The sequence below is a fragment of the Sporosarcina sp. genome (genome assembly GCF_029257255.1).
In the GTDB taxonomy this organism is placed as follows: Bacteria; Bacillota; Bacilli; order Bacillales_A; family Planococcaceae; genus Sporosarcina.
The window spans coordinates 15,076-40,148 of the sequence record NZ_JARICI010000036.1 but is presented as its reverse complement, the minus strand read 5'-3'; the positions used below and the strand labels follow the sequence as shown (position 1 = coordinate 40,148).

The 25,073-nt window shown below is 43.9% G+C and carries 27 protein-coding genes; 16 read left to right on the top strand and 11 right to left on the bottom strand.

The features are described from left to right. Positions 1-45: 45 nt before the first annotated feature. Positions 46-1,143, top strand: coding sequence for a GNAT family N-acetyltransferase (locus Q1J64_RS07880; protein ID WP_301108524.1), 1,098 nt, complete (start codon positions 46-48; stop codon positions 1,141-1,143). 39 nt (positions 1,144-1,182) lie between these two features. Here Q1J64_RS07880 and Q1J64_RS07875 read toward each other — a convergent pair whose 3' ends face one another. Further along, positions 1,183-1,338, bottom strand: a complete 156-nt coding sequence (locus Q1J64_RS07875) for a lmo0937 family membrane protein (protein ID WP_301108523.1) — start codon at positions 1,336-1,338, stop codon at positions 1,183-1,185. Between the two features lie 111 nt (positions 1,339-1,449). On the opposite strand from Q1J64_RS07875, the gene mntR reads away from it, so the two are divergent. The 5 genes from mntR to Q1J64_RS07850 all read left to right on the top strand — a co-directional run bounded on the left by mntR (position 1,450) and on the right by Q1J64_RS07850 (position 4,630). Continuing rightward, positions 1,450-1,857: a transcriptional regulator MntR gene (gene mntR / locus Q1J64_RS07870; protein WP_301108522.1), complete on the top strand. Its 408-nt coding sequence runs from the start codon at positions 1,450-1,452 to the stop codon at positions 1,855-1,857. A 15-nt stretch (positions 1,858-1,872) separates the two neighbouring features. Next, positions 1,873-2,727, top strand: coding sequence for a CvfB family protein (locus Q1J64_RS07865; protein ID WP_301108521.1), 855 nt, complete (start codon positions 1,873-1,875; stop codon positions 2,725-2,727). 64 nt (positions 2,728-2,791) lie between these two features. Beyond that, the gene (locus Q1J64_RS07860; protein ID WP_301108520.1) at positions 2,792-3,676 is read left to right on the top strand and encodes a DUF1002 domain-containing protein; all 885 of its coding nucleotides are present in this window, start codon (positions 2,792-2,794) and stop codon (positions 3,674-3,676) included. A gap of 58 nt (positions 3,677-3,734) precedes the next feature. After that, positions 3,735-4,049, top strand: a complete 315-nt coding sequence (locus Q1J64_RS07855; protein WP_301108519.1) for a GNAT family N-acetyltransferase — start codon at positions 3,735-3,737, stop codon at positions 4,047-4,049. A 116-nt stretch (positions 4,050-4,165) separates the two neighbouring features. After that, positions 4,166-4,630, top strand: a complete 465-nt coding sequence (locus Q1J64_RS07850; RefSeq protein ID WP_301108518.1) for a DUF4064 domain-containing protein — start codon at positions 4,166-4,168, stop codon at positions 4,628-4,630. A gap of 40 nt (positions 4,631-4,670) precedes the next feature. Here Q1J64_RS07850 and Q1J64_RS07845 read toward each other — a convergent pair whose 3' ends face one another. Continuing rightward, the gene (locus Q1J64_RS07845; protein WP_301108517.1) at positions 4,671-5,168 is read right to left on the bottom strand and encodes a GNAT family N-acetyltransferase; all 498 of its coding nucleotides are present in this window, start codon (positions 5,166-5,168) and stop codon (positions 4,671-4,673) included. 282 nt (positions 5,169-5,450) lie between these two features. On the opposite strand from Q1J64_RS07845, the gene Q1J64_RS07840 reads away from it, so the two are divergent. From Q1J64_RS07840 to Q1J64_RS07825, 4 genes are all read left to right on the top strand, one after another. Continuing rightward, the gene (locus tag Q1J64_RS07840) at positions 5,451-5,837 is read left to right on the top strand and encodes a YbyB family protein (protein ID WP_301108516.1); all 387 of its coding nucleotides are present in this window, start codon (positions 5,451-5,453) and stop codon (positions 5,835-5,837) included. 167 nt (positions 5,838-6,004) lie between these two features. Next, the gene (locus tag Q1J64_RS07835) at positions 6,005-6,787 is read left to right on the top strand and encodes a helix-turn-helix domain-containing protein (RefSeq protein WP_301108515.1); all 783 of its coding nucleotides are present in this window, start codon (positions 6,005-6,007) and stop codon (positions 6,785-6,787) included. 57 nt (positions 6,788-6,844) lie between these two features. Beyond that, the gene (gene yidC / locus Q1J64_RS07830; protein ID WP_301108514.1) at positions 6,845-7,627 is read left to right on the top strand and encodes a membrane protein insertase YidC; all 783 of its coding nucleotides are present in this window, start codon (positions 6,845-6,847) and stop codon (positions 7,625-7,627) included. Positions 7,628-7,800: 173 nt separating this feature from the next. Continuing rightward, a complete protein-coding gene (locus tag Q1J64_RS07825) occupies positions 7,801-8,049 on the top strand; it encodes a hypothetical protein (protein WP_301108513.1) in 249 nt (82 codons plus the stop codon). A 38-nt stretch (positions 8,050-8,087) separates the two neighbouring features. On the opposite strand, the gene Q1J64_RS07820 is transcribed toward Q1J64_RS07825, so the two are convergent. Beyond that, positions 8,088-9,248 (bottom strand): MFS transporter, encoded by a 1,161-nt coding sequence (locus Q1J64_RS07820; protein ID WP_301108512.1) that lies wholly within the window; start codon positions 9,246-9,248, stop codon positions 8,088-8,090. A gap of 178 nt (positions 9,249-9,426) precedes the next feature. Between Q1J64_RS07820 and Q1J64_RS07815 the strand changes: the two genes are divergently transcribed. Beyond that, positions 9,427-10,350, top strand: a complete 924-nt coding sequence (locus Q1J64_RS07815; protein WP_301108511.1) for a M15 family metallopeptidase — start codon at positions 9,427-9,429, stop codon at positions 10,348-10,350. A 54-nt stretch (positions 10,351-10,404) separates the two neighbouring features. On the opposite strand, the gene cls is transcribed toward Q1J64_RS07815, so the two are convergent. The 5 genes from cls to Q1J64_RS07790 form a co-directional block, all read right to left on the bottom strand. Beyond that, a complete protein-coding gene (gene cls / locus Q1J64_RS07810) occupies positions 10,405-11,856 on the bottom strand; it encodes a cardiolipin synthase (protein WP_301108510.1) in 1,452 nt (483 codons plus the stop codon). Between the two features lie 91 nt (positions 11,857-11,947). Beyond that, positions 11,948-13,126, bottom strand: a complete 1,179-nt coding sequence (locus tag Q1J64_RS07805; RefSeq protein ID WP_301108509.1) for an MFS transporter — start codon at positions 13,124-13,126, stop codon at positions 11,948-11,950. A gap of 146 nt (positions 13,127-13,272) precedes the next feature. Further along, the gene (locus tag Q1J64_RS07800; RefSeq protein ID WP_301108508.1) at positions 13,273-15,675 is read right to left on the bottom strand and encodes a heavy metal translocating P-type ATPase; all 2,403 of its coding nucleotides are present in this window, start codon (positions 15,673-15,675) and stop codon (positions 13,273-13,275) included. 25 nt (positions 15,676-15,700) lie between these two features. Continuing rightward, positions 15,701-15,910, bottom strand: a complete 210-nt coding sequence (copZ, locus tag Q1J64_RS07795; protein ID WP_301108507.1) for a copper chaperone CopZ — start codon at positions 15,908-15,910, stop codon at positions 15,701-15,703. Positions 15,911-15,929: 19 nt separating this feature from the next. Then, positions 15,930-16,253, bottom strand: coding sequence for a metal-sensitive transcriptional regulator (locus tag Q1J64_RS07790; protein WP_301108604.1), 324 nt, complete (start codon positions 16,251-16,253; stop codon positions 15,930-15,932). 305 nt (positions 16,254-16,558) lie between these two features. On the opposite strand from Q1J64_RS07790, the gene Q1J64_RS07785 reads away from it, so the two are divergent. Then, entirely contained in the window at positions 16,559-16,699 is a 141-nt protein-coding gene (locus tag Q1J64_RS07785) for an Lmo0850 family protein (protein ID WP_301108506.1), read from the top strand. Between the two features lie 192 nt (positions 16,700-16,891). Here the strand turns inward: Q1J64_RS07785 and Q1J64_RS07780 are convergent, their stop codons facing one another. Genes Q1J64_RS07780 through Q1J64_RS07770 form a run of 3 tightly spaced genes read right to left on the bottom strand, consistent with a single transcriptional unit; the run spans position 16,892 to position 19,712 of the window. After that, entirely contained in the window at positions 16,892-17,230 is a 339-nt protein-coding gene (locus Q1J64_RS07780) for a zinc ribbon domain-containing protein YjdM (RefSeq protein WP_301108505.1), read from the bottom strand. Positions 17,231-17,290: 60 nt separating this feature from the next. After that, positions 17,291-18,472: an FtsW/RodA/SpoVE family cell cycle protein gene (locus tag Q1J64_RS07775; protein WP_301108504.1), complete on the bottom strand. Its 1,182-nt coding sequence runs from the start codon at positions 18,470-18,472 to the stop codon at positions 17,291-17,293. Positions 18,473-18,527: 55 nt separating this feature from the next. After that, positions 18,528-19,712: an FtsW/RodA/SpoVE family cell cycle protein gene (locus Q1J64_RS07770; protein WP_301108503.1), complete on the bottom strand. Its 1,185-nt coding sequence runs from the start codon at positions 19,710-19,712 to the stop codon at positions 18,528-18,530. 233 nt (positions 19,713-19,945) lie between these two features. Between Q1J64_RS07770 and Q1J64_RS07765 the strand changes: the two genes are divergently transcribed. The 4 genes from Q1J64_RS07765 (at position 19,946) to cshA (ending at position 25,036) form a co-directional block, all read left to right on the top strand. Continuing rightward, on the top strand, positions 19,946-21,010 hold the full coding sequence (locus Q1J64_RS07765) for a D-alanine--D-alanine ligase (protein WP_301108502.1): 1,065 nt from the start codon (positions 19,946-19,948) through the stop codon (positions 21,008-21,010). 14 nt (positions 21,011-21,024) lie between these two features. Further along, on the top strand, positions 21,025-22,395 hold the full coding sequence (locus Q1J64_RS07760) for a UDP-N-acetylmuramoyl-tripeptide--D-alanyl-D-alanine ligase (protein ID WP_301108501.1): 1,371 nt from the start codon (positions 21,025-21,027) through the stop codon (positions 22,393-22,395). After that, complete coding sequence (locus Q1J64_RS07755) at positions 22,392-23,084, top strand: alpha/beta hydrolase (protein ID WP_301108500.1); 693 nt, start codon at positions 22,392-22,394, stop codon at positions 23,082-23,084. Before Q1J64_RS07760 ends, Q1J64_RS07755 begins: the two co-directional genes overlap by 4 nt. 428 nt (positions 23,085-23,512) lie before the next feature. Then, on the top strand, positions 23,513-25,036 hold the full coding sequence (gene cshA, locus Q1J64_RS07750) for a degradosome RNA helicase CshA (RefSeq protein ID WP_301108499.1): 1,524 nt from the start codon (positions 23,513-23,515) through the stop codon (positions 25,034-25,036). Positions 25,037-25,073 lie beyond the last annotated feature (37 nt).

Sequence of the window (25,073 nt, the reverse complement as noted above, 5' to 3'; positions counted from 1 at the left end):
AGCAGCGAAACGCTCGCTGCAGAGCGAGTTGATGGAGGAATTTTGATGCGTTTACAAGAATGGACGATAGAGGAACAAGATTTACTGATTCAATTTATGACAACGAACTCCTGGCCGTACCATGATATCAGTCAGCCGGGCCAGGAATTGCTGGAAAAATCGATTGAAGAAGGCGGCTATGCATCAGATGATGTAAAGACCTTCTGGATTGAGAATAATGAAGATGAAAAAGTCGGGATCGTTAAGGTGTATGACATGCAGGAAGACGTACCGCTGTTTGACTTGCGGATTGCCGATCGATACAGAGGCTATGGCTATGGTTCACGCGCGTTGAAGAAACTGACGCAATATGTGTTCGAACTGCCAGAAGAAAAAATTCGCATTCAAGGACATACTCGCCATGATAACGCAGCTATGCGTAAAGCATTTGAACGTGCAGGCTTCGTGAAGGAAGCGCACTTGCGCCAAGCATGGTTCTTCCCTAAAGAAAACACGTATTATGATGCTGTGACATATGGCATGACGAGGGAAGATTATCTCGAAGGGACGACCACGCCGGTTCACTGGGAAGATCGGGAACTCTATGAAAAGCGGATTCCGGATTTCAATGAACAGTTTACGACAGAACGTCTATCGCTGCGTGCACCTGAATTACAGGATGCCAAAGGTGTCTGGGAAGCCGTTTCCCATTCTATTCCTGCTCTGCGACGTTGGACTGGTTGGGCACAGCCTGATCTGACGATAGAGACATCGGAAGAGCATGTCCGCCAGTGTGTTGCGGATTTTATCAGCAGAAAAAAACTGATTTTCCATATCTATCTGAAGGAAACGGGTGAATTGATCGGCAGCGTCGGGCTGCATCAAATTGACTGGCGCATCCGCAAGTTCGAATTGGAATATTGGATGGATACGAGATTTGAAGGACAAGGATATATGACAGAGGCTGTAAAAGGACTCACAGATTTCGCTATGGAAGAACTGCAGGCTCAGCGTGTGGAATTTCATTGTGATGAAAAGCACAGCAAAGGCAGAGCGGTGGCGAAGCGTGCGGGCTTTGAGTTAGAAGGCATCTTACGCAAAAATGCTCTCTCTGCCAACGGGAAAGACCTGCGAAATACATGTCTGTACGCAAGAATTTCCTGAAAGCAGAAAGAGCATTGATTGTCTTAAATCTGTTTGTTACTATACCGATCGTCTTCCGGTCAATAACTGAAGTACAAAGATGATTCCAGCAATGATCAGAAGAAGGTGAATAAATCCGCCGCCGATTTTTGCAACTAGACCGATAACCCATAATGCTATAAGAACTACAATAACAAGCCATAATAAACGAGCCATTTTATATCACTCCTTTTCTTTGTTGTAGTAGTTATTTACCCAAGCAACAGAATCCTAAACTTCTGAAAATGGATTCACGATGAAACGGCAGTCAAATAAGGAGGAGATGTCTTGGCTACACCAAGTATGGAAGATTATATTGAACAAATTTATTTACAGCTGGAAGCAAGAGGAGAAGCGCGTGTGTCAGATGTGGCAGAGGCGCTTTCCGTGCTTCCTTCTTCTGTTACAAAAATGGCACAGCGGCTAGATAAAGAGGGTTATGTACACTACGAACGTTATCGGGGACTTGTCCTGACAGACCGGGGACTTCGTTTTGGTAAGAAGCTTGTACACCGCCATGAATTATTGGAACAATTCCTGCGTATCATTGGGGTGGAAGAAGAAAATATCTATGGAGATGTCGAGGGAATTGAACATCACCTCAGCTGGAATGCCATGGACCGCATTACCGATCTGGTGGAAACGTTGGAGCAAGATCCTGAATTCATTAAGAAACTAAAAAGCAAAGCAAACTAGAAAGGATTATCCTAAATGACACAATTACAAGCAGGAAATCGCGCTACACTCGAGATTATTCGCCAAGAGGGCTCTCGCTGGGTGTTGGATGCAAACGGTGAAGAAATTTACCTAAATGTCTCAGAAGCACCTGATGCACAGGAAAACGAAACAGTTGAAGTGTTTCTTTATATGAATAGAAGAGGAGAACTGACAGCAAGCGGGCAGTTGCCTGATATTACGAACGATACGTTTGGCTGGGCAAAAGTTATTCGTCTGGAAAGAGAAGAAGGGGCTTACGTGGACATCGGTTCTTCATTCGAAGTGCTGGTGAACCGGGCGGACTTCCCGCGTCTGAAGAATCTTTGGCCACAGCCTGGAGATCAATTGTATATGACGCTGCGCAGCGATCCGGGAGGAAATTTATTCGGACGTTTAGTGACAGAAGAGCGTGTGCAGGATCATTTCACGATTGCTGAAGAAGATATGTACAATTTAAATATGAAAGCGAGAGCCTATCGATTATTACCGGTCGGATCTTTCTTTTTGACAGAAGATCTATACCGCATATTTGTTCACGAAACAGAACGCCTGCAGGAACCAAGACTTGGTGAAGAAGTGGAACTGCGAATTATCGGGGTGCGGGATGACGGGACTTTAAACGGTTCTCTGCTTCCTAGAAAGCAGGACCGTCTACAGACAGACGGCGGACAGATTTTATCCTATTTGGAGCAGTCCGGCGGCAAGATGCCATTCACAGATAAATCGTCACCTGAAGAAATCGAAGAGATGTTCCAAATGAGTAAAGGCGCTTTCAAACGTGCACTTGGCAAGCTGATGAAGGAAGGTCGGATCGAGCAACAGGACGGCTGGACGAATCTCAAATCGTAAATAAGACGGAACTTTTTGATTTGCCTCATCGTATCTATTGTATAGAACAAGGAGGAGAAACTGAATGAAAAAAGGATTTTCATTTTTATTGGCAGTCATTTTGATGGCGGGCATCCTGACTCCGTCTGCTTTAGCGGATGACGTAATCAATGAAAAGCTAGGTGTGCCAATCGTTGTATATGGTGCGAATCTATCTGAAAGTGAACTGGATATCGTTAAGAAAGACTTGAAAGTAGCGGAAGAAGCTGAAGTGGAAGAATTATCAGTAGACGGCAATGATCTGATTAAATATATACCTGGCGGCGACCGTAACGCCCGCATGTATTCGTCAGCGAAAATTACTCGCCAAGAAGAAGGTGAAGGCCTCGTCATCAACATCGTGACTCCTGATAATATTACACAAGTAACTGCGGATATGTATGCGACAGCTATGCTAACTGCAGGTATTGAAGATGCGATCGTAGAAGTGGCTGCTCCGAAGAAAGTAACAGGACATTCCGCGCTTGTAGGAATTTATAAAGCCTATGAGGTTTCCGGGGAAGTATTGGATACGGAACGTACCGATACAGCAAATGATGAGTTGAATCTTGCGACAAAACTGTCCGAAAAAGCCGGCGTTGATAAAGACGAAGTGGCAAAATTGCTTACAGATATCAAAAAGCAAATTGCAGAACAGAAACCCGCAACAAAAGAAGATGTCGAGAAGATTGTCAACGAACAATTAAGTAAATTGAATATCCAATTAAGCGATGCGGATCGTCAGTTATTGATCGACTTAATGGATCGTATATCGAAATTGGATATCGATTTTACCAAGCTCAATGAACAGCTTTCAGATATGGCTTCCAAAATTAAAGACAAACTGGGTGATATTGATCCAGGCTTCTGGGAAAAGGTGAAAGAGTTCTTCAGAAATATGGCTGATTCGCTTAAATCATTGTTTAGTTAAGCTGTAAATGTGGTAGGGTAAGAAGTATGATATGAAACTACAAAAGGAGAGATTTTGCATGAGTGAAAAAGACTTGAATTTGCCCCAGGATTTCGGATTTGATCTTGTTAACTTAGGTGGTCATAAATATGCGTACCAGCATAAAGAAAATGACAACGTAACGGCTGAAATCGAATGGACAGAAGACAATGGCATCATGACAATGACACACACCTTTGTAGATGATTCATTACGCGGCCAAGGTATTGCTAAAAAACTACTCGACCAGGCAGCAGAAAACGCACGTGATAAGGGTTTGAAAATGAAGGCGGTTTGCTCTTATGTAGTAAACGTATTCGACCGAAGTGATGATTACAACGATGTAAAAGCCTAAGGCTAATATACTGATTATTATTCAGTAAGTTTTCTGCATCACTTTTTTGAAACCTTTTCATTTACTTGGCGTATAAGTATAAGAGAAGTAAACCGGCAGAAAAGGATGATGTAGATATGATTAATCGCACAGCAGAAAGAGCACTGTCAATTACAGCTGCGATCTTTACAGGAATCGGTCTGGCGGGGTCTGTTCTTGTAGCATTGTTTATGAGCGCGGCAGTTTCAGAACCCGGTTTCCAGGATGAGATGAGGGGAGTTTTGTCCGGTGACGGAACGTTTACACCTTCTGAGGTGGATGTTATGATCAGCATGGTAGACTCGTTCTATGTACTCATCTGGATTGCTGTAATTGCAGCGTTCATCAGTCTGGTGCTGAATATTTTCGGCACTATTAAAATATGGAACAGTTCCAATCCGAAGGCGGCAGGTATCTTATTTATTGTCGCGGGGTTGTTTGGAGGAATAATCTCTCTGACTTCAATTCTGCTCTATATAGCAGGCATTCTTTGCCTGACAAAGAAGCCGCCGCTTGCACCTGAACCGGAACATGCAGCCGCTGAAACAACTTGGATGAGCTGATGACATACGTAAAAACCCATTCTCACAGGAGAATGGGTTTTTACGTATAGACAAGCTGGTTCACTGGAAGGGAGAAGTGGGCAGTCTCGACAGGAATACCTTCGAATATTTCCGGGAAAGACTCAACGAGCACGAATCCTTGTTCCAAATAGAAATTTTGCAGTTCATTTGCTTGTTCATCAATATATACATCAATACAATTTGCTTGATGGAGAAGCTCTAATGCTGCAGTCAGAAGCAGTTCTTCGTAGCCGCTTTCAAGATGCGAAGGGAGCACATGAAGAGCCGTCACCTCACACTCTCCGTCTTCATCGATTGGCGTGTAGCTCAGATAACCTACAGGAAGTCCTTGCGAATCGGTGGCAATCAGTATAGTCGTTTTTTCCAGCTGTTTGCGCAACATTAATTCGGAGTAGGAGCGGTCAATAAAAGCCTCGAGCACTTCCAGTGGGATATGTTCCTGAAACATGTGACGCCACGAGGTGAGGGCAATATATTGAACATCCTTAATATCTTCTAACGTCATGTGTCTAATCATGGCAATCTCACTCCTAACCTTCTTTCTATTTAGTATATCAAATTAGCTGTCTCAAAACTACGATGTCATGAAAATGAAATATACTATTCTGGCAATTCGTCTAGCGTATGGTTGTTCTGTTCAGACTCATCAAATAGCTATGTAGCCGGTATTTTCATGTAATGTCACAAGCTTGACCTAAATAGAAACACTAAGTAACTAACTCACTCGGATTACGTTTGAAACTACAGCCGTCGGGTATATTAAGCTTAAGACAATTAATTACGACGGAGGATGGTATACATGGCTAAAAAATCAAATGGATTATTAATGGCAACCCTGGCAGCTGGTGCGTATGCATATTTCAGCAAAAAGGAAAATCGCGACAAAGCAATGGAAACAGTCAGTACGTTAAAAGGTAAGCTGGATTCGTTTATGAATAACAATCAGCTGGTCGATCAATCGGCTGAAAAAGTGGGACATTCTGATCCCCGAGATCTCGACGATAACAATATGGTATCAGAAGGTGCTCAGACAAGTGTTCATTACTATAACCAAGAAGTTCAGGATCCTGATAAAAAGGCTTCAGAGAAAGACGGCCTCTACAAAAAGCAAAAAGACACCTCGGATAATGAACCACTTTACAGCAAAGATGAATCCACCAAAGAGGCAGAAAAGACCAATAAATAAAATAAGCAATTTCTTACTAAAAGCGCCTCTTTTTAAGGGGCGCTTTAATCTATATATGTCAGTAAATATAGAAACAGTAGATAAATCTGGGTAATCAGGTAAAATGATTTACATATAATGTTTCGTCATGACAAGTAGATATAGAGCAAATGAGTGGAGTGATACTCATGACTAGTAAAAAAACAGAAGTTGTAAGTCTCGAATTGATAAGTGCTGTAGAAAAAGAAAACAGTGCAAAAGAGGCGAAGACTTTCTTTCATTTAGAAGAGCAGCTTCTAAGGCAAATTTTTAATTTGGAAAGAGATGGGGCCCGCGATACACTCAGAGAGATCCAACAAATTTTATCCTTGCATACTCCTGAATTTTCCATTAAAGTGATTCAATATTATTTTATAGTACTCTCTTCATTGGTTACGAGACGATTGAAAGAAGAGGCTATATTAAATGAGAAGAATGCGTTTACCTTCAGTGGAAAGTGCGTTGAATTAGTAGAAGAAAATTTAACTGCAATGAATGCGAATGAAATTGGTGATGAGTTAATAGAATTTTATTGGTATGTATTGAAGGAAAAAGAAGCACCCTCACTATCGCATGGAACAGTAAATGGTGTAATTGAATACATAAATGAAAATTTAGAGGAGCAACTTGTAGTTGAGGAAATTGCCAAACTCTTTAATGTAAGTACTAGTCATCTCTCAAGGATTTTTCGTGAATGTACAGGCGTCACACTTGTAGAATTCATTACAATTCGAAAGATAGAAGAAGTACAATACTATTTGCGTTTCACTGATCAGAAGATTGCGGATATCGCAGAAAGATTTCATTTCTGTAATCAAAGTTATTTTACCCGCGTGTTTAAAAAGTATACGGGTTTGACGCCTCGGCGTTTCCGTAAATATTTGGACGGAAATTACTTTCAATTTGATGTAAAAAAAGATGATTCACTGTGAATTTTAAGCCATTTGCTGTATACTTTTCTTTAGTTTGAGATAGCGTAGGTGAAATCATTGAAGAAGAGAATAGGGTTTGTAAGTTTGTTGGCTATTACTGCTGTGTTTTTGAGCGGTTGTTCTGGGGTGGAAAATAAGACAGGGTTTTTCTACAGTACGTTTGTACGTCCGATGGAGTGGCTTCTTCATTATCTTGGAGAAATGTTTAACGGCAACTACGGTTTTGCGATTATCCTAATTACTGTGGCGATTCGTTTAATTCTAATGCCTCTAATGCTGAAGAACTATAAATCTCAGCAAGAAATGAAAATTAAGATGGATGCACTACGGCCGGAAATGGAAGATATCCAAAAGCGTATGAAGGCATCTAAAGAGTCGGATAATAAAGAAGAGCAAATGAAGTTGCAGCAAGAAATGATGGGACTTTACTCTAAACATGGAGTCAATCCTCTGAATATGGGGTGTTTACCGCTTGTAATTCAGATGCCAATTATTATGGGCCTGTATTTTGCAATCCTATATGCACCATCTGAAGTGAAAAACCATGTATTTTTATGGTTTAAATTAGGTGAGCCGGATATTATCATGATGCTTGTAGCAGGGGCTGTCTATTTTGTTCAGGCACGCGTGTCTTTATGGACAATGCCGGAGCAACAACAGAAGCAGATGAAACTGTTTATTTACATGTCACCGATTATGATTATGTTTATTTCTTATACGGTCATGGCCGCTCTCCCATTATACTGGGCAGTCGGTGGTTTGCTTCTAATATTCCAGACGTATCTTGGACGTAAATTTTACTATAAGCATGTTGATACGCCAGTGGCAGAAGAAAAATAAAGACATGAAAAGCCGGTGCAAACTGGCTTTTTTATCTATATCCAGCAGAAAACAGCCACTATTATTAGTTGGTGAGATGAATGCAGAGTTTTTTCTGCTCAGTAGGTGCTCAAACAACAGGTGAATTCAGATAAAAGCCTCCGACGGATGTCTGAAGCAGAAAGGAAGAGCGTATGAAAGCAAAATGGATCATGGGGGCAGCGATTGCAGCGTCTGCTGCTGTCTCGTTATATTTTATCATTAAGCTAAATCTGGAGTTTGCAATTCTTTCCATGCTGATCATGTTCACATTAACGAACGCAGCACGTGCCGTCATGTATAAAAACCAAGGGCTTGCTAAGGAGTCAAAATGGATGCTATGGCTGTCGATGTTTTTTGCTGCAGGATCAATCGGCACCTTGATGTACATATGGAAGTTTTAAAAAACAAAAAGGAAAGGCCGCTGGTTCGGCCTTTCCTTTTATTTGTCTGTCGGAGTAAGACGTTGTTTTGACAATAAAATAAGAAATAATGCGGCAATGGAACAGACCGCCATGCTCAAGAAAGCGTAGCGCGGCGACAGGTCGTACAGATAGCCGGCAGGGAATGTCAGGATGGCGACACTAAGACTCATTGCAACGGCTGCATACACACCTTGTGCAGAGGCAATCAGCGTGTGCGGTAAGGTTTTTGAAATATATTGTATAAAGGCAAAATGCGCCATGCCGAAAGAAACAGAATGCAGAACCTGCGTAGCAATAAAAACACTTGTTACAGGGAAAAGGAATATAGCAATCCAGCGTACAGTGGAACCTGCAGCGGCAATTAAAAAGATGGTAGATGTTCTGACATTTGCCAATAAACGATCCGCCTGTGTGAAAAATATAATTTCAAACAGCACAGCGATATTCAAAATAATACCGATATAAAAACCGTTAATTCCCATACCATCCAAGAAAATAAAACCATAATTGTAGTAGGAAGCATGTGCACCTTGCAACAGGATGGCGATGAGGAGCACTAAGACAAACGGTTTATTGGCGAAAAGGGCCCTTAGCTGTCCAGTATCTCTGGTAGGAGTCTTTACTGGGGGCTGCAGCAAAGCAACCGGTGCCTGCCGGTAGAAAAACCATAATGCAGCAGCCAAACCGACAATCATCATATATAGGATCGCCTGTTCATTCCAAATGGCAGTCGCCACACCGATCAGTAAGAGTGCGATGGTATAGCCGATTGAACCAAATGAACGGCTTTTGCCATAGTGAATTCGTTCGACCTGCATCAGCAGCGAAGCGCCACTTTCTACGCTCGGCAAAATGACAGGATACACCGCACTGAAAAGAACAGTCAATCCAAATAATACATAAAAAGGGCTTTCAGGCAAATAGGCAAGGGCGATGAGAAAAGATAGAAGCGTCGTCCAGCGCATGACCCTCAGGAGTGACAGATTCCGCATAGCGAGCGGGAATAAGAAAAACGTGGAGAATGAACGGGCAATCATGCCGGCTCCCATAATAATACTCGCGTCTGTTACAGATAGACCTTTTGCGGAAGTCAGCCAGCCTGTCCAATAAGGCAGAAAAATGCCCCACGTAAAGAAAAATACAAAAAAGCTCATAGAAAGCCAACGTTGATTGTTCAAATGTAATAACCTCACAATAGATTTCATTAAGTACTAGTTTAGAAAATACTAGCATAGACAGACGAAAAAGAGAAATGATGATACACTAGTGAAAAAGAGAAAGCACAAATCTATTTTGTGCGGATAAGGGGAATTGTAGTTTGACAGGGGATAAAGAAAGAAAGCAGGGTAACTGGTTATGAAAAAAAGAGGAAGATTTTCTACTCGAAAACGGAATAAAACAAATAAATGGACCAATATAATAGCAGGGCTCATTTTAGTAATTTTGGCGGGAAGCATCATATGGATTGCTGCAAACGGATGGAACGTAAAGCAGGCGATTGAAAGTCTGAAGGGAGATACAGACCGTCCTGACGAGTTCTTAGAAGTTGAGCCAAATCCAGAAGAACCGAAATCCGGAGGTATTGAAACGGACGAAGGGAATTCGGATGAAGCAACAGAAGCACCGTTAAAAGATATAGAAAAGGCTCCTGCTTTACCGGAAAAGGAAAAGCCAGCAGAAAAGCCGGGAAAACCGGTGGAAGCGGAGAAGAAACCGTCCAGTCCTACAGGTTATATTGAAGGACAGCAGCTGCCGAAGGAACCGAAATATGTAAAAGGTGTATTAATTGCGAATAAGCAATTTCCGATGCCGAAAGATTTTGCACCTGGAGAAAGCAAAGAAGCAAGAGCTGCCTTTGATGAATTGGCGGCAGCCGCGTTAACTTCAGGGATTAATCTGCAGGCGTTCAGTACGTACCGTTCTTACGACTATCAAGTGACGTTATATAACCGCTATGTAGAGAGAGATGGCGTGGAAGCAGCCGACAGCTATAGTGCTCGGCCGGGTTATTCAGAGCATCAGACGGGGTTGGCTTTTGATATTGGAGAAGTCAATCACGAGAAGCACTGGGCGTCTACTTCATTCGGAGATACAGAAGCAGCGAGATGGCTGGGGGCGAATGCCTATAAATACGGCTTTATCCTTCGCTATCCGGAAGGTAAAGAAAATATCACGGGCTACATGCACGAATCCTGGCACTATCGCTATGTAGGCAAGGATAAGGCAGAGCAAATTTTTAAACGAAATATTACATTGGAAGAGTTTTTGGGAATTCGATAAACAATTAAAAAGCTGTCCGACACGTCAAGACGACGTAACGGACAGCTTTTTTTATTATAAAATGGGTGACAATAATCGGGAAACAGATTCTTTTATCTTAATGAAACGCTCGCGGTTAAGATAGTCTTCATATGTCAGCTCGGTGCAGATCTGAATGTCCTTCTCGAAGATTTCCGCCAGTTCATGAGACTTTTCTCGATCATAGATAAAGGCATTCACTTCAAAATTCAAACGGAAGCTTCGTACGTCAAAGTTTGCTGTTCCTACAGTGGACACTTTATCGTCCACGACAATTTGCTTCGAATGAATGAAACCATTTTCGTAAATATATACGGTTGCACCAGCCTTTAGCAAAAGACCAATATTTGAATACGTTGCCCAATAAACAAACATGTGATCAGGCTTATTAGGAATCATAATGCGGACATCTACGCCTGATAAACAAGCAATCCGCAGGGCATCCAACACGCTGACGTCGGGAATGAAGTAAGGTGTTTGAATATAGATATACTCTTTCGCCAGGAAAATCATCTTCAGATAGCCGTCTTTAATATCTTCCCATTCAGAGTCTGGTCCACTCGAAACAATCTGTACTCCGACAGTCCCTTTACGCGGAATAGCCGGAAAAAAACGCTCATCATATTGAATATTTGTTTTTTCGGCAGCCTGATTCCAATCCAGAATAAAGCGCGTCTGCATCGGATGCACGGCGCTTCCTTCCATTCGCAGATGCGTGTCACGCCAGTAGCCGAACTTCTTGCTCAATCCAAGATATTCATCACCGACATTAAATCCTCCGATGTAGCCAATCCGTCCGTCGATAATGACGAGCTTGCGGTGATTTCGATAATTCAGCCGCGGATTGATTAAAGGTAAGATGGCGGGGAAGAAGGCGGCCACTTCTCCTCCGCTTTCTGTTAGTTTCTGAAGATGTTTGATGCGCAGTCCTCTGGAACCGATATCGTCATACAGCATGCGAACCTTGACACCCGCTTTCGCTTTGCGGCACAAAATATCTACGATTCGTGTTCCGATGCCATCGAGACGGAAGATATAGTACTGGATGTGGATATGATCTTTCGCATTCTCCAAATCTTCTATCAAAGCTTCGAACTTTTCTTTTCCGTCCGCAAAAATTTGCACATCATTATCCTGTGTAAGAACCGAATGGTTGTTTTTCAAATGAAGATAGATCATATCGTAATAATCTTCTGTGTCTGTCTTTAAAAATTCAAAGGACTCATCTTCTATCGCCACGAGCTGATAATCGATAAGTTTTTCAATTCCAATCTTATTCCTGCCTTCCCAGCGGAATAAATGCTTTTCCCTCAATTGCCGACCCAGCAATAAATAAATTAGGAATCCGAAGATCGGTATGAAAAATAAGACCAGGAGCCATGCCCATGTACTCGCCGGATCTCTGCGCTCGAGAAAGATTAAAGCAATTGCTAAAAATATGTTAATGATCAGCGTACTTGTGATCATTATACTAATCACTTGCGTCATAAGCTTCCTCCTATGAACGTTATGCTATTCCTATAGTATATCGGAGTTAGCAGGAAAAGAAAGGATAACTGAGCGTGTTACATGATAAAGCCTATGCGTATTTAGAAGCGTCAGCCTCTTTCAACGAGTGTTTAGATTTCTTGAAAAACCATACAAGAATGATGGATAAAAGGGCAATGACAGCGGAAACGAAATACATATTTCCTGCCTGCATCGTGAAGATCCACGTAAACAGCAACGGTCCGATGATCCGTCCCATATTATCCATTGAGTAGGAAAGACCTGCGGCCGTTCCATACATCCCGCCAGCTTCTTTCGTTGTCAACGAAACGAGTACGGTCCTGACAAGTGCGTTTCCTGCTGTGAATACACTCATCGCGAAGCCCGCCCAAATCAAGTTCATTGAAAATGGAATTAAACATAAGCCGATTGCCGTAACGATTTGGGCGACAATAATCCAAGTCGTTTCCTGCCCGTTCTTTACCCGCCGCACGACTCCGCCCTGAATCGCGGCATCAACTAAACCGCTAGCCATGAATAAATAGCCGAGCTGCAGAGGTGTGATATGAATTTTATCGATCTGGAACAGCTGGAAAGTCGACTCCACTCCCGCCAATAAAAAGGTAATGATAAATGAAGTGATAAATAGATAGCGAATACGATACGTCCAAAGTGTTGAAGCGCCTTTTGGCAGTATAGCCCGTTTATTTGCAGAACTGTGTCTTTCCGGCTCTTTCAAGATGACGAATGCATAAACTGTCAATAAAAGCGTCAGAGCCCCCGAAGCAATAAAGGGAACTTGCAGATGGATGTTCCCGAGAATTCCGCCGATTGCCGGACCGAAAATGAAACCGAGTCCAATTGACATACCGAGAAGCCCCATATACTTATTGCGATTATCTTCTGTGGTCAAATCAGCTACAAAGCCTGTAACTGCCGTGTACAGTGCACCAGAGAAAATACCCCCGACAATACGCGAAACATACAGCAGTAATAGATGATGCATGAATACAGCGAATAAAAAGAAGCTGACGCTGAATCCGAGCAATCCAATCATGATTAATTTCTTTCTGCCTGTGCGGTCAGACAGCGCCCCCCACAACGGCGCAGTGAAAAATGAGGACAGTGCATAAATAGTCAGCAATCCGCCAACGTGCACTTCCGAATAGCCTTCTGCTAAGATAACTTCCGGTAAAATAGGAATGATGATGCCGAACCCCAAATAAACAAAGAATTGCACAGACATCAGCAAGAGTATCGTTTTCTTCATAGCGAACCTGCTTTCTGTATATATATAGTGTCTTTCACATCGTACGATGAATGAGGGATGCGTTCAAGTATGGAGGGTATTACTACGATTTAAAAAACCTGCAGCAAAATGTCGCTAAAACGACTTTTGCTGCAGGCATTCTATTATTAGTGTTTTAATTTCACTCGCTGCAGCCTCAAAGCATTCAGTACAACGGAGACTGAACTGAAAGCCATCGCTGCGCCGGCTAGCCATGGTGCCAATAAACCGGCTGCGGCAATCGGGATTCCAACAGAGTTATAGGCGAGTGCCCAAAATAAGTTTTGTTTAATATTACGAACTGTCAGCTGACTCATCTGCACCGTATCGACAACGCGCAATAAATCACCGTGCATGAGCGTAACGTCCGCGGCTTCCATGGCAACCGCTGTTCCAGTGCCCATCGCCATGCCGATATCTGCGACAGCAAGTGCAGGAGCATCATTGATGCCGTCGCCCACCATGGCGACACGTTTGCCTTCTGCCTGCAGCGAACGGATCACTTCTGCTTTGCGGTCAGGCAGAACGCCGGCAATGACGTGGTCGATCCCGGCTGCAGAGGCGATTGCCTCTGCAGTTATTTTTTGATCGCCTGTCAGCATGATGACATCAAGCCCCATCGCGCGAAGCTCTGAAATCGCTTGCTTGGATGTATCTTTAATTGTATCCGCAACAGCAATGATTGCTTCATGGATACCATCCACAGCCATGAACATCACCGTTTTCCCCTGACCTTCCATCTGCTCCACAGCCGCAATCGTTGAATCAAACTCCACATCATAACGCGACAGAAGATTCTTCGTTCCGAGTAAGATAGTTTGGCCACCGATGACCGTGCGAATGCCGTATCCAGGAATTGCTTCAAACATATCAACGACCGGTAGAGTAGACAGATGTTCAATTCCATAAGTCGTTATCGCTTTGGCGACGGGGTGCTCCGAATCGCCTTCAGAAGCAGCTGCCAATGCAAGCAGCGTAACCCGTGACGTTTCATTGCGGGTGTGGAAATCCGTCAATTCTGGAAGTCCTTTTGTGATCGTACCTGTTTTATCAAAAACCACCGTATCGATCGATCGTGTTTGCTCCATTGCTTCGGCTGTCTTAAATAGAACGCCTTGCTCTGCAGCCCGTCCAGATCCCGCCATGATGGATGTCGGCGTAGCTAATCCAAGCGCGCAAGGACATGCGATCACGAGGACGGCAATCATACTTGTTAGTGACGCGGCAAAGTCACCTGGCGCGACTGCGAAATACCAAACCAGAAATGTCAGGACAGCGATCCCGACAACGATCGGGACAAAGACGCCGGAAATCTGATCTGCCAGACGCTGAATCGGTGCTTTGGAGCCCTGTGCCTCTTCCACAACCCGAATGATATTGGAAAGCACGGTATCATTACCAACACTTGAAGCTTCGATACGTAATGAACCATTGGCATTGACGGTGGCGGCGAATACCTCATCACCTGAGTGCTTATCGACAGGCAAGCTTTCACCTGTCAGCATGGATTCATCGACAGCTGAAGTACCTGAAAGGACGGTACCGTCGACAGGAATGGAAGCGCCCGGCCGAATGACTAGCACATCTCCAAGCACTACTTCATGAATCGAGATTTCTGCCGTTTCGCCATTACGTTCCACTGTGGCAACTTGCGGCTGCAATTTCATCAGCTTCTGAATTGCTTCAGATGAACGGCCTTTCGCACGAGCTTCAAATAATTTTCCTAATAAAATCAGCGTAATCAGCACGGCACTTGTTTCGAAATACAGTCCGTGAGCAGACCCTGTCAGCACTAAATAGATGGAATAGAAGTAGGCTGCGGATGTTCCAAGTGAAACCAGCACGTCCATATTGGCGCTGCCGTTACGCAGTGCTGAATAGGCGCCTTTATAGAAGGTACCGCCAATCCAAAATTGTACTGGTGTGGCAAGCGCCCACTGAAAGTAAGGATTCATAAAGATATTCGGTACATACATCCACGATGTAAATGAAAAATGGGCAAACATTGTCCACAGTAAAGGAAGAGACAGAATGGCTGAAATAATAAGTTTGCGCGTCTTCTCCTGAATCTCACGTTGACGATGGTCTGTATGCTCTGCAGTATCGTCTGTTCTCGGAGTCGCTTCATAGCCGATTTTTTTGACCTTCTGTAAAATATCCTCCAGTTCAACAGCGGCTGGATCATATGAAACATTTGCTGTCTCTAGCGCAAGATTGACATTGACTGTTTGGATGCCTGGCGTGCGGGACAACACTTTCTCAATCCGTGCTGAACAGGCTGCACACGTCATACCTGCGATATTTAAATGCGCGTCTTCCATCAGCACATCATAGCCGAGTTTGCGAATCTGCTGTTCCACTTCATCCAAATCGATGTGATCAGGATCGAATGTGACTGCCGCTTTTTCAGTTGCGAAGTTTACATTCGCTGAAGCTACACCGTCAAGCCGCTTCAATCCTTTTTCGATACGGTTCGCACATGCGGCACATGTCATGCCGGTAATGGCAATTTCTCTTTTCTGATCATCCATGATAATCAAGACACCTTTCTGTGCATTAAGCTTCTACGTCATATCCTTGTTCTTCAATTGCTTCTGTCACCTGGTCAACTGTCACAGCGGATTCATCATATTGCACAGTTACCTTATTTTCTTTCAGATCAACCAAGGCATGCTCCACACCTGATAATTCATTCAGTGCTCCTTCAACTGCCTGTACACAGTGATTGCATGACATACCTGATACTTTTAATGTTGTTTCTTTCATTTGAAATTCCTCCTCATAATTATTTTTTAACTAATTTTGTAATGGTCTTGAGCAGTTCGTCCAGCACTTCTTCATCGCCTTCAGCGAGTCGGTTTTTGACACAGCCTTTCAAGTGTCCGTCGAGTAAAACATTCGCCACACTATTTAAAGCAGATTGAGTTGCAGATAATTGGGTAATAATATCATCACAGTACACATCTCGTTCTACCATCCCTTTAATTCCACGAATCTGACCTTCGACCCGGTTCAGCCTGTGGATCAGATTAGTCTTTACGGATTCAGGATGATGACTCTTTCGGCAGGAAACCTCTGCTTCCTCTGCAGAAAAATCATCAGGAATCATTGTCAACAGTGTCTCACCTCCTTTGTATAAATTCATCCTAATATACGTATGGGGGGTATGTCAAAACATCTGTTTTACCGAATGAAAGCAATAAATTTGCAAAAAGTATACAATTGTAACACAAATGAAAGATTAAAACTCCTTTCAGAGTGGTATGATAGGGATAACAGAGTCAAAGACGAAAGAATCGATGTGTCTGAGAGTCTGCTGTCTAAAAATTGACACAAGTTTTATTCTTAGAACTAGAACTTCATGAACAGACAAAACGTCTATATGATTAACTCAGGAAGATTGAGGTGGAAGAAATGGCTAAAGAAATGGATATAAAGAAGATTATTTCCAACTTGGCAAAGCTTGGCGTTTCCGCAACACTCACAAAGTCTAGGAGTGACATGCTGCAAGCTCTGACTCCTGCCGTACACGTACCGCCCGTACAACCCAATTAAATAAAACTCGTAACAAAAAGATCGCCCCCGACATTTTTCGGAGGCGATCTTTTTGTGTTGAATATATATGGAGAATTATACTGCCAATCGAACTCTTCGAAGTTCAATTGGCTCAAGCCATTCACGCAGGAGGTGCCCGCTTAAAGTGCAATCAACGAAGTCTAAACTACTTCTACACTCTAAACAAACCCCTTAAATCTTCTTAACAAACTCCGATTTCAGCTGCATCGCCCCGAAGCCGTCGATCTTGCAGTCGATGTTGTGGTCGCCGTCGACTAAACGGATTCCTTTCACGCGCGTACCCATCTTCAGCGCATTCGAACTGCCTTTCACTTTCAAATCCTTAATCACGCTGACTGTATCGCCGTCCTGTAGAACATTTCCATTCGCATCCTTCACAACAGCTGCTTCTTCAGTTTCAACAACAGATTCCAGCGTCCACTCATGTGCACATTCGGGACAGACGAAAAGGTTTCCGTCTTCATAAGTATATTCCGATTGGCATTTTGGACAATTTGGCAGTGCTGACATAAAAAAACCCCCTTTCCTATACAGTTTACACAACTTGTACTTGTCAGGGAAGGAGGGGTCTTATTCATAATCTTTGGAAGCACGGAACATCGTGCTGCGATGGTGAAACTTCATACTGAAGATTAAACCGATTGCCAGCATGTTTCCCATCAGCGAACTGCCGCCGTAACTAATGAATGGAAGCGGTATTCCGGTGATTGGCAGTAGTTGTATCGTCATTCCGATATTTTCTAACACATGGAACGTGATCATCGCAATAATTCCTGCAGAAATATATGTGCTAAAAGGATCTTTCAGTTCCAGCGTAATTTTCGTTAAATGATAGATCAGAATGAAAAACAGGCAAATGATCAAACTCGTGCCGATGAAACCCCAGTCCTCACCGATTGTTGTGAAAATGAAATCGGTATGACTCTCTGCGACATAGACCTCTCTGCCTTTATAACCTTTTCCAAAAACCTCTCCCGATCCGATGGCGTTCAGAGAGGTAATCAAATGCATTCCTTCATTCGAAGCGTAGGAATAAGGATCAATCCAGGAATAGATCCGTTCAAACTGATACTTCTTAAATCCGAGCTTTAATAAGAAGTCCTGGGCGTACAGCGCCATCAGCAGCAGGGAAGCCCCGGCTGTAAATCCGCCGATGAAAATAGGTCCGATGATTTTCCATGAAATCCCCGAAATGATGATCAGTGCAGCTGTGATGGCCAAAAATACTAGGCCTGTCCCTAAATCAGGCTGGAGCATGATGAATAGCAGCGGCACTAGCAGCACGCCGATAATCTTGGCGAGTAGTACACCGTCCGTCTTCAGCGTTTTGACGACATACTTCTCATGATGCTGCGTGATCAAGCGGGCGAGCGCGATAATGAAGAAGGTTTTCATGAATTCAGCTGGCTGGATACTTCCGATCGGCAGATGAAACCAGCTTTTTGCGCCGTTACGTCGAGCTACTAGCTCCATGCTTTCCGGCAGGATGAACAATATCAACAAAATGAAGATTCCACCGCCGTAAATCCACCAGGCTGCTTTAAAATACTGCTCAGGTTCAAAATACATGGCAAAAGCGATAATAACTGCGCCTACGATATACCATTGGATTTGAGAAGGTACAAAATTGATTGTGTACTGTCCTGTGGTTTGTGCAGATGAGATCGCAATGACACTCACCGTGCAGAACAGTAATAAAATAAAAGCCAGCGTCCAATCAAAACGTTCAAGCGGTTTATTATAAGTTTTCATCAGGTTCACCTTTTGGGGTTAGAATGGACTTCGTTATTTTGCTGCTGGCATGACATTAATTGTCGTCATCTGAAGCGAACATATACGTTCGATGATGGAACTTCATACTGAAAATGAGTCCAATCGCCAGCATATTACTAAACAGCGAACTGCCTCCGTAACTAATAAACGGCAGCGGAATCCCTGTAATCGGCAGCAACTGGATATTCATGCCGATATTTTCAAAGACGTGGAACGTAATCATCGCAATGACGCCGGTACAGACGTAAACGCTGAATGTATCATGCAAAGAGAGAGCGACTTTCGTCAAATGATAAATAAGTATGAAATACAGGGTAATCACGACGCAGGCTCCAATGAAACCGTACTCTTCGCCAATTACGCTGAATATGAAGTCTGTGTGATTTTCCGGAATATAGACAATCCGGCCAAGAAAACCTTTTCCTGTCAACTCACCTGAACCGATTGCGGTCATCGCGTTAATTAGGTTATACCCTTCATCAGTAGGGTATGAATAAGGATCGAGCCATGAATAGACCCGCTTGAATTGATAAGGGGAAAATCCAATCTTATCCAGAAAGTCCTGTGCATAAATCGCCATCCACAGTATCGCTGCGGCTGTGGAGGCACCGATTGAGAAGATCGGCACTAGCAGTTTCCACGAAATTCCTGACACGATGACGACGGCTGCCGTAATCGAAATAAAGACGAGAGAAGTCCCTAAGTCAGGTTGCTTCATAATGAAAAACAGCGGCATAATGAGCATGAGTGCAATCTTTCCGAGCAACTTCAGGTCAGACTGAATGTCTCGTTGCAGAACCTTTTCATTATGCGTGCTGACCATCCGGGCTAGTCCTAAAATGAAAAAGGTTTTGATGAATTCAGCAGGTTGAATTGTGCCGATGACAGGCAGATGCAACCACCGTTTTGCGTTATAGCGCATTTCAGCAATCTGGCCTTCGCCCCCAGGCGCAAGCATAAGAAACAGCAAGAGGAAAATCCCAAAACCATAGAAATACCAAGCTGCTTTTTTATACTGATCCGGCTCGAAATACATCACCATGGCGACGATGAAGGAACCAAGTACATACCATCTGACTTGTTTGATGACGAAATTCTGTGTATATTGCTCTGATGTTTGAGCAGATCCAATGACAACTAAACTAATAATCCCGAATAACATAATAATAAAGGCTAATGTCCAGTCGAATCGGTCACCAAGCCTGTTTGATTGTCTCAATTACGAACTCACCTTTTCTGTAGCTGTCATTCTCCTAGCTAGTATAATCTGTTATTACAATCTCTTATTATATCGTAAATGATTTTAATAAGTACACTGATTATTGACGCGCGGTGAAATGTTTGGTTTCGGCATTCGGCGAAAAGAATGCCTGTCGCTAGTTTTTCATTCATGAATGGGCGGCTTTCATGGTAAACTGTATGAATGAAATCTACGGAATGCGAGGAGATTATATGAAAAAACGATTAGGGTTAGTATATGGCGGGAAGTCCGCAGAGCATGAAGTGTCTCTTTCTACAGCGCGCGCAGTGACGCAGGCGTTGGATTTAAATAAATATGAAGTACTGCCGATTTACATTACGATGCAGGGGGAATGGCTTAAGGGTGCGCCGCTTCAAGGACCGGTTGATGAAATTGAAACACTGCGCTTGAAAAAAGCAGGTGCGCCGGAGCCGGATCATATCGAAGGCTTTTTAGCGGGCGATATGCCGGACGTAATTTTGCCGCTGCTGCACGGAACAAATGGAGAAGACGGTACAGTACAAGGTTTATTTGAAGTGCTGAATATTCCATATGCAGGCAACGGGGTGCTGGCTTCCTCTGCTGGTATGGATAAAGTTGTCATGAAGCAATTATTTGCGCAGGCTGGTTTAGCACAAGTGGAATATGTCCATTTTATTCGCAGTGCTTGGCAGGATAATTCGGAAGTACTGCTCGATCAGGCGGAAAAAACACTGCCGTATCCGATGTTCGTTAAGCCTGCGAATCTTGGTTCAAGCGTCGGCATCAGCAAAGCGGACGACCGTGATTCGTTGAAGAAAGCCATCGAGCTTGCGTTGAAATTCGACCGGAAGATCATCGTAGAAAAAGGAATTACGGCACGTGAAATTGAAATGGCGGTTCTCGGCAACGATCATCCCGAAGTTTCAATAGCGGGCGAAATCCGTCCCGTCGCAGAATTTTATGATTATGAGGCAAAGTATCAGGATCAAAGCACGGAGCTGTCGATTCCAGCAGAAATTCCCGAATCTGTCGCAGAACATATGAAAGACATGGCGATCCGTGCGTTTAAAGTACTTGATTGTGCCGGACTCGTGCGCGCGGACTTCTTCGTTACAGCTGACAATGAAGTGCTGATCAATGAGGTGAATACGCTGCCGGGCTTCACTCCAACAAGCATGTTCCCGCTGCTTTGGCAGAAATCGGGATTGGCGTATCCGGACCTGATCAATCGTCTGATAGAACTTGCGATTGAACGTCATGCGGAAAAACAACAACTGCACTATACAATGGACTGAGCGGAGGATATAACGTGAAACGAAATATAACTATTATTCAGCAATGGCTGCAGGCTGACGGACAGAACATTAACGAGCAACTCATCACAGGTGTCTGCATTGATTCCCGCAATGTGCAGGAGGGGGATTTGTTCATCCCTTTCCGCGGCGAACAGGTCAACGGGCATCGATTTGTTGAAGGAGCGATCAATCGCGGTGCAGCCGCGGCTCTTTGGCTAAAGGACGAACCGAATCCGCCTGCACATCTGCCGCTTATATTTGTAGAAGATGCAGAACTGGCCTTGCAGCAGATGGCTCGAAGCTACCGGCAGGAACTCGATTGTAAAGTAATCGGGGTGACCGGATCGAATGGAAAGACGTCAACGAAAGATTTAATCGCCGGCGTCTTGTCTCCTTATTTCAGTGTTAAAAAAACAGAAGGAAATTTCAATAATGAACTCGGTTTGCCGCTGACATTGTTGTCAGTTGAAGATGAAACAGAAATTGCGATTTTAGAAATGGGTATGAGCGGTTTTGGAGAAATTTCTTTCTTGACGACTCTCGCTGCACCTGATTTCGCGGTCATTACAAATATCGGGGAAGCACATATGCAGGATCTCGGTTCCCGTGAAGGTATTGCGAAAGCGAAGTTTGAAATTATTGATGGTTTGTCCAATGAAGGAATCCTCTTATATGATGGCGATGAACCACTATTGCGTGAGTTAACGGCAAGCAAACCCGCTGTGCAAAGTGTTTCATTTGGCTATGGACAGACGGATTTGACGGTCCAAGAAATTCATTCAACGGATCAAGGGAGTTCGTTTGAGATAACAGGCATGCTACAGGGGCGATTCACAATCCCTGTGTACGGCGCGCATCAGGTAAAGAATGCGTTAGCTGCTATGCTGATTGCCAATAAACTCGGACTGACAGATAAGCAGATTAAAGATGGGCTGCAGCATACAGTGCTGACGGATATGCGAATGCAGCCGGTCGCCGGTTTGAACGGCTCACTGCTGATCAATGATGCCTACAATGCAGCACCGACTTCGATGCGTGCGGCATTCCGTTTTATGCAGGAAACGTCAGTGCGACAGGAAAAGTGGCTCGTCCTTGGCGACATGCTTGAGTTGGGCGAAGAGGAACAGGCATATCATGAAGGACTGGCAGAAGATTTACTGAAGATGAATTTGACAGGGGTTGCATTGCTCGGCAGTCGGATGAAATGGTTGGCAGATCAGTTGCAGGACTTTGCGGGTGAAGTCATGTGGACCGCGAACGACGCGGAGTTGATTGCGGAGGCATTGCGTCCCAAATTAACGGACCAGACAGTTGTGCTGTGCAAAGGTTCAAGAGGAATGAGAGTGGAGCGAATCATCAACGCGCTGAAAGAGGACACTTTGTGACAACAGGCGTTCTGTTTGTCCATGGTTTTACCGGCGGCCCGTTTGAAGTGGCTCCGTTTAGACAATATTTGAAACTTCATACCGATTGGAAAATAGTTGTTCCGGTTTTGCCGGGACATGAGCTAGACCGCGGTCTGCAGGAAGGTTCTGCTGCTTCATGGATTATGGCCGCGGAACTCGAATTGCAACGGTTGATGAAAGAAACAGACCGTGTCATCGTCATCGGCTTTTCGATGGGGGGATTAATTGCGATGTATCTGTCTCTGCGTTATCCGATTGATAAACTGGTTTTGCTGAGTGCCGCGGCTAAATATATTAGTCCACGGATTCTTCTAAAAGATGCCAGGATCATGATGAAATCTTCCAAGAGACACCGCTATCCTGCAGATTCGTTTTATCATCTCTACAATTACAAGCTGATGCATACACCAGTCCGTGCGACGCTTGAGTTCTTAAAAGTAGTCCGCTTAGTCCGGCCCTATCATCATGTTGTGCAAACGCCTGTCTGTATTGTACAGGGGAAACGTGACGGCATTGTGCCTGCTGCGACAGCGGATTTGCTGTTTGAACAGCTTGGCTCAGATGAAAAACATTTGATTTATTCGGAGCATGGAAAACATCACATTTGCTACAGTGACGACCGAAATGAGTGGTTTTCTAGAGTACTGTCATTCCTATCAAAAGACTGATTAATAGAACTTAAGCTGATTCATTGCAGTTTTACGCCGGCCGTGGTAAACTCATGAGAGGAATTGGATACATTTACACGGCGCTCTTCCGTTTATTTGCGGAGAGTACTTTTTTTTGAATAAAACGGTGGATAATTAGGCAAACTAGCAATGATTTGCCGATCTAACCGCTCGGCAAGGACCGGGCTTTCCTTGTATGTCACAGGTTTAACCATTGTGCTACTTAAATAAATCTGGACGCAATGACGCTGAGGCGTGATTGATATGACCCCTCTCCATCCGCAGAAATGCTCCCATGAGTTTTTAAATGCCAGAGATGGATCTATCGGAAATGCTCCCACTTTCAAAGTATATGGCTCGAAGTTGCCGCGCTTTCATTTGCAAATGTAACCAATTGTCAAATGAAGAAATAAAGGAGAATGAATATTTTGACGAAGTTTTCAGAATTGAATATTAGTGAAACAACACAGAACGCCTTGCTACGCATGGGGTTTGAAGAAGCAACACCGATCCAGGAAGGTACAATTACATTTGGTATGGAAGGCCGCGACGTAATCGGTCAGGCTCAGACGGGTACAGGTAAAACTGCAGCTTTTGGTATTCCGATCATTGAAAAATTGGATCCAAAAAGTAATGCAGTACAGGCACTGGTCATCGCACCGACTCGTGAATTGGCTATCCAAGTATCAGAAGAGATCTATAGAGTAGGTTTCGGAAGTCGTGCGAAAGTACTTTCCGTTTATGGCGGACAGGAAATTGGACGTCAAATCCGTGCGCTTCGCAACAATCCGAACATTGTAGTGGGTACACCAGGACGTATCCTGGATCATATCAACCGTAAAACATTGAAGCTGGATAACGTTCAGACGCTTGTCTTGGACGAAGCAGATGAAATGTTAAACATGGGCTTCATTGAAGATATCAACACAATTCTTGCAAGTGTACCGGCTGAGCGCCAGACATTGCTATTCTCAGCAACGATGCCTGCTCCGATCCGTAAAATTGCAGAAACATTCATGAAGAATCCTGAAATAGTGAAAATTAAATCAAAAGAAATGACTGTTGAAAATATTGAGCAGTTTTTCGTAAAATCACACGAACGTGAGAAGTTTGATATTCTTTCAAGATTGCTAAACGTTCACCAACCGGAACTTGCAATTGTCTTTGGCCGTACAAAGCGCCGGGTGGATGAGCTTGCACATGCACTTAGCATTCGCGGTTACTTAGCGGAAGGAATCCACGGTGATTTAACTCAATCGAAGCGTATGTCAGTATTGCGTCAGTTCAAAGAGAATAAAATCGATGTGCTTGTAGCGACAGACGTAGCAGCACGTGGTTTGGATATCACGGGTGTAACACATGTTTACAACTTCGATATCCCTCAAGATCCAGAAAGCTATGTTCACCGTATCGGGCGTACAGGCCGTGCAGGTAAGAGTGGAGTGGCAGTTACTTTTGTAACACCGCGTGAAATGGGCTACCTACGAATCGTTGAGGAAACGACTAAGAAGCGTATGACTCCTTTACGTCCACCAACATCTGATGAAGCGTTAATGGAACAAAAGAAATTAGCGGTAGAATCTTTAACTGAAGCAGTAGAACAAAAAAACTCAGAAGACTATGCAGGACTTGCAGGCCAGCTTCTTGAGAAATTTGATGCGAAAGATATCATCGCAGCAGCTCTTCGTTCATTGACGAAGGATGTGGATGAGACTCCTGTAAATATTACAGAAGAGCGCCCTCTTCCATCACGCAGAACTTCTTCCGGCGGTAATCGCGGCGGCTATAAAGGCAATCGCAGCAGCGGAGGCGGACGTTCTCAAGGTGGACGCAGCAGAAACTTTAGTGGCGGCGGTGCTGGCGGTTCAAGACGTAGCAGCGGCCCACGCGATGGCGGCAGAAGAGACGGCGGTTCACGTCGCAGCAGCAGTAGCAATCGTTCAGAGCGATAAGAAATAGAATAGATACAATCCGGGTTTGCTTCTGGCA

Excerpts from the sequence above, each read along its gene's own strand:
- Q1J64_RS07880 (WP_301108524.1), top strand. The coding sequence starts at position 46 with ATGCGTTTACAAGAATGGACGATAGAGGAACAAGATTTACTGATTCAA.
- Q1J64_RS07875 (WP_301108523.1), bottom strand. The coding sequence starts at position 1,338 with ATGGCTCGTTTATTATGGCTTGTTATTGTAGTTCTTATAGCATTATGG.
- Q1J64_RS07865 (WP_301108521.1), top strand. The coding sequence starts at position 1,873 with ATGACACAATTACAAGCAGGAAATCGCGCTACACTCGAGATTATTCGC.
- Q1J64_RS07860 (WP_301108520.1), top strand. The coding sequence starts at position 2,792 with ATGAAAAAAGGATTTTCATTTTTATTGGCAGTCATTTTGATGGCGGGC.
- Q1J64_RS07855 (WP_301108519.1), top strand. The coding sequence starts at position 3,735 with ATGAGTGAAAAAGACTTGAATTTGCCCCAGGATTTCGGATTTGATCTT.
- Q1J64_RS07850 (WP_301108518.1), top strand. The coding sequence starts at position 4,166 with ATGATTAATCGCACAGCAGAAAGAGCACTGTCAATTACAGCTGCGATC.
- Q1J64_RS07845 (WP_301108517.1), bottom strand. The coding sequence starts at position 5,168 with ATGATTAGACACATGACGTTAGAAGATATTAAGGATGTTCAATATATT.
- Q1J64_RS07840 (WP_301108516.1), top strand. The coding sequence starts at position 5,451 with ATGGCTAAAAAATCAAATGGATTATTAATGGCAACCCTGGCAGCTGGT.
- Q1J64_RS07835 (WP_301108515.1), top strand. The coding sequence starts at position 6,005 with ATGACTAGTAAAAAAACAGAAGTTGTAAGTCTCGAATTGATAAGTGCT.
- Q1J64_RS07825 (WP_301108513.1), top strand. The coding sequence starts at position 7,801 with ATGAAAGCAAAATGGATCATGGGGGCAGCGATTGCAGCGTCTGCTGCT.
- Q1J64_RS07815 (WP_301108511.1), top strand. The coding sequence starts at position 9,427 with ATGAAAAAAAGAGGAAGATTTTCTACTCGAAAACGGAATAAAACAAAT.
- cls (WP_301108510.1), bottom strand. The coding sequence starts at position 11,856 with ATGACGCAAGTGATTAGTATAATGATCACAAGTACGCTGATCATTAAC.
- Q1J64_RS07805 (WP_301108509.1), bottom strand. The coding sequence starts at position 13,126 with ATGAAGAAAACGATACTCTTGCTGATGTCTGTGCAATTCTTTGTTTAT.
- Q1J64_RS07800 (WP_301108508.1), bottom strand. The coding sequence starts at position 15,675 with ATGGATGATCAGAAAAGAGAAATTGCCATTACCGGCATGACATGTGCC.
- copZ (WP_301108507.1), bottom strand. The coding sequence starts at position 15,910 with ATGAAAGAAACAACATTAAAAGTATCAGGTATGTCATGCAATCACTGT.
- Q1J64_RS07790 (WP_301108604.1), bottom strand. The coding sequence starts at position 16,253 with ATGATTCCTGATGATTTTTCTGCAGAGGAAGCAGAGGTTTCCTGCCGA.
- Q1J64_RS07785 (WP_301108506.1), top strand. The coding sequence starts at position 16,559 with ATGGCTAAAGAAATGGATATAAAGAAGATTATTTCCAACTTGGCAAAG.
- Q1J64_RS07780 (WP_301108505.1), bottom strand. The coding sequence starts at position 17,230 with ATGTCAGCACTGCCAAATTGTCCAAAATGCCAATCGGAATATACTTAT.
- Q1J64_RS07775 (WP_301108504.1), bottom strand. The coding sequence starts at position 18,472 with ATGAAAACTTATAATAAACCGCTTGAACGTTTTGATTGGACGCTGGCT.
- Q1J64_RS07765 (WP_301108502.1), top strand. The coding sequence starts at position 19,946 with ATGAAAAAACGATTAGGGTTAGTATATGGCGGGAAGTCCGCAGAGCAT.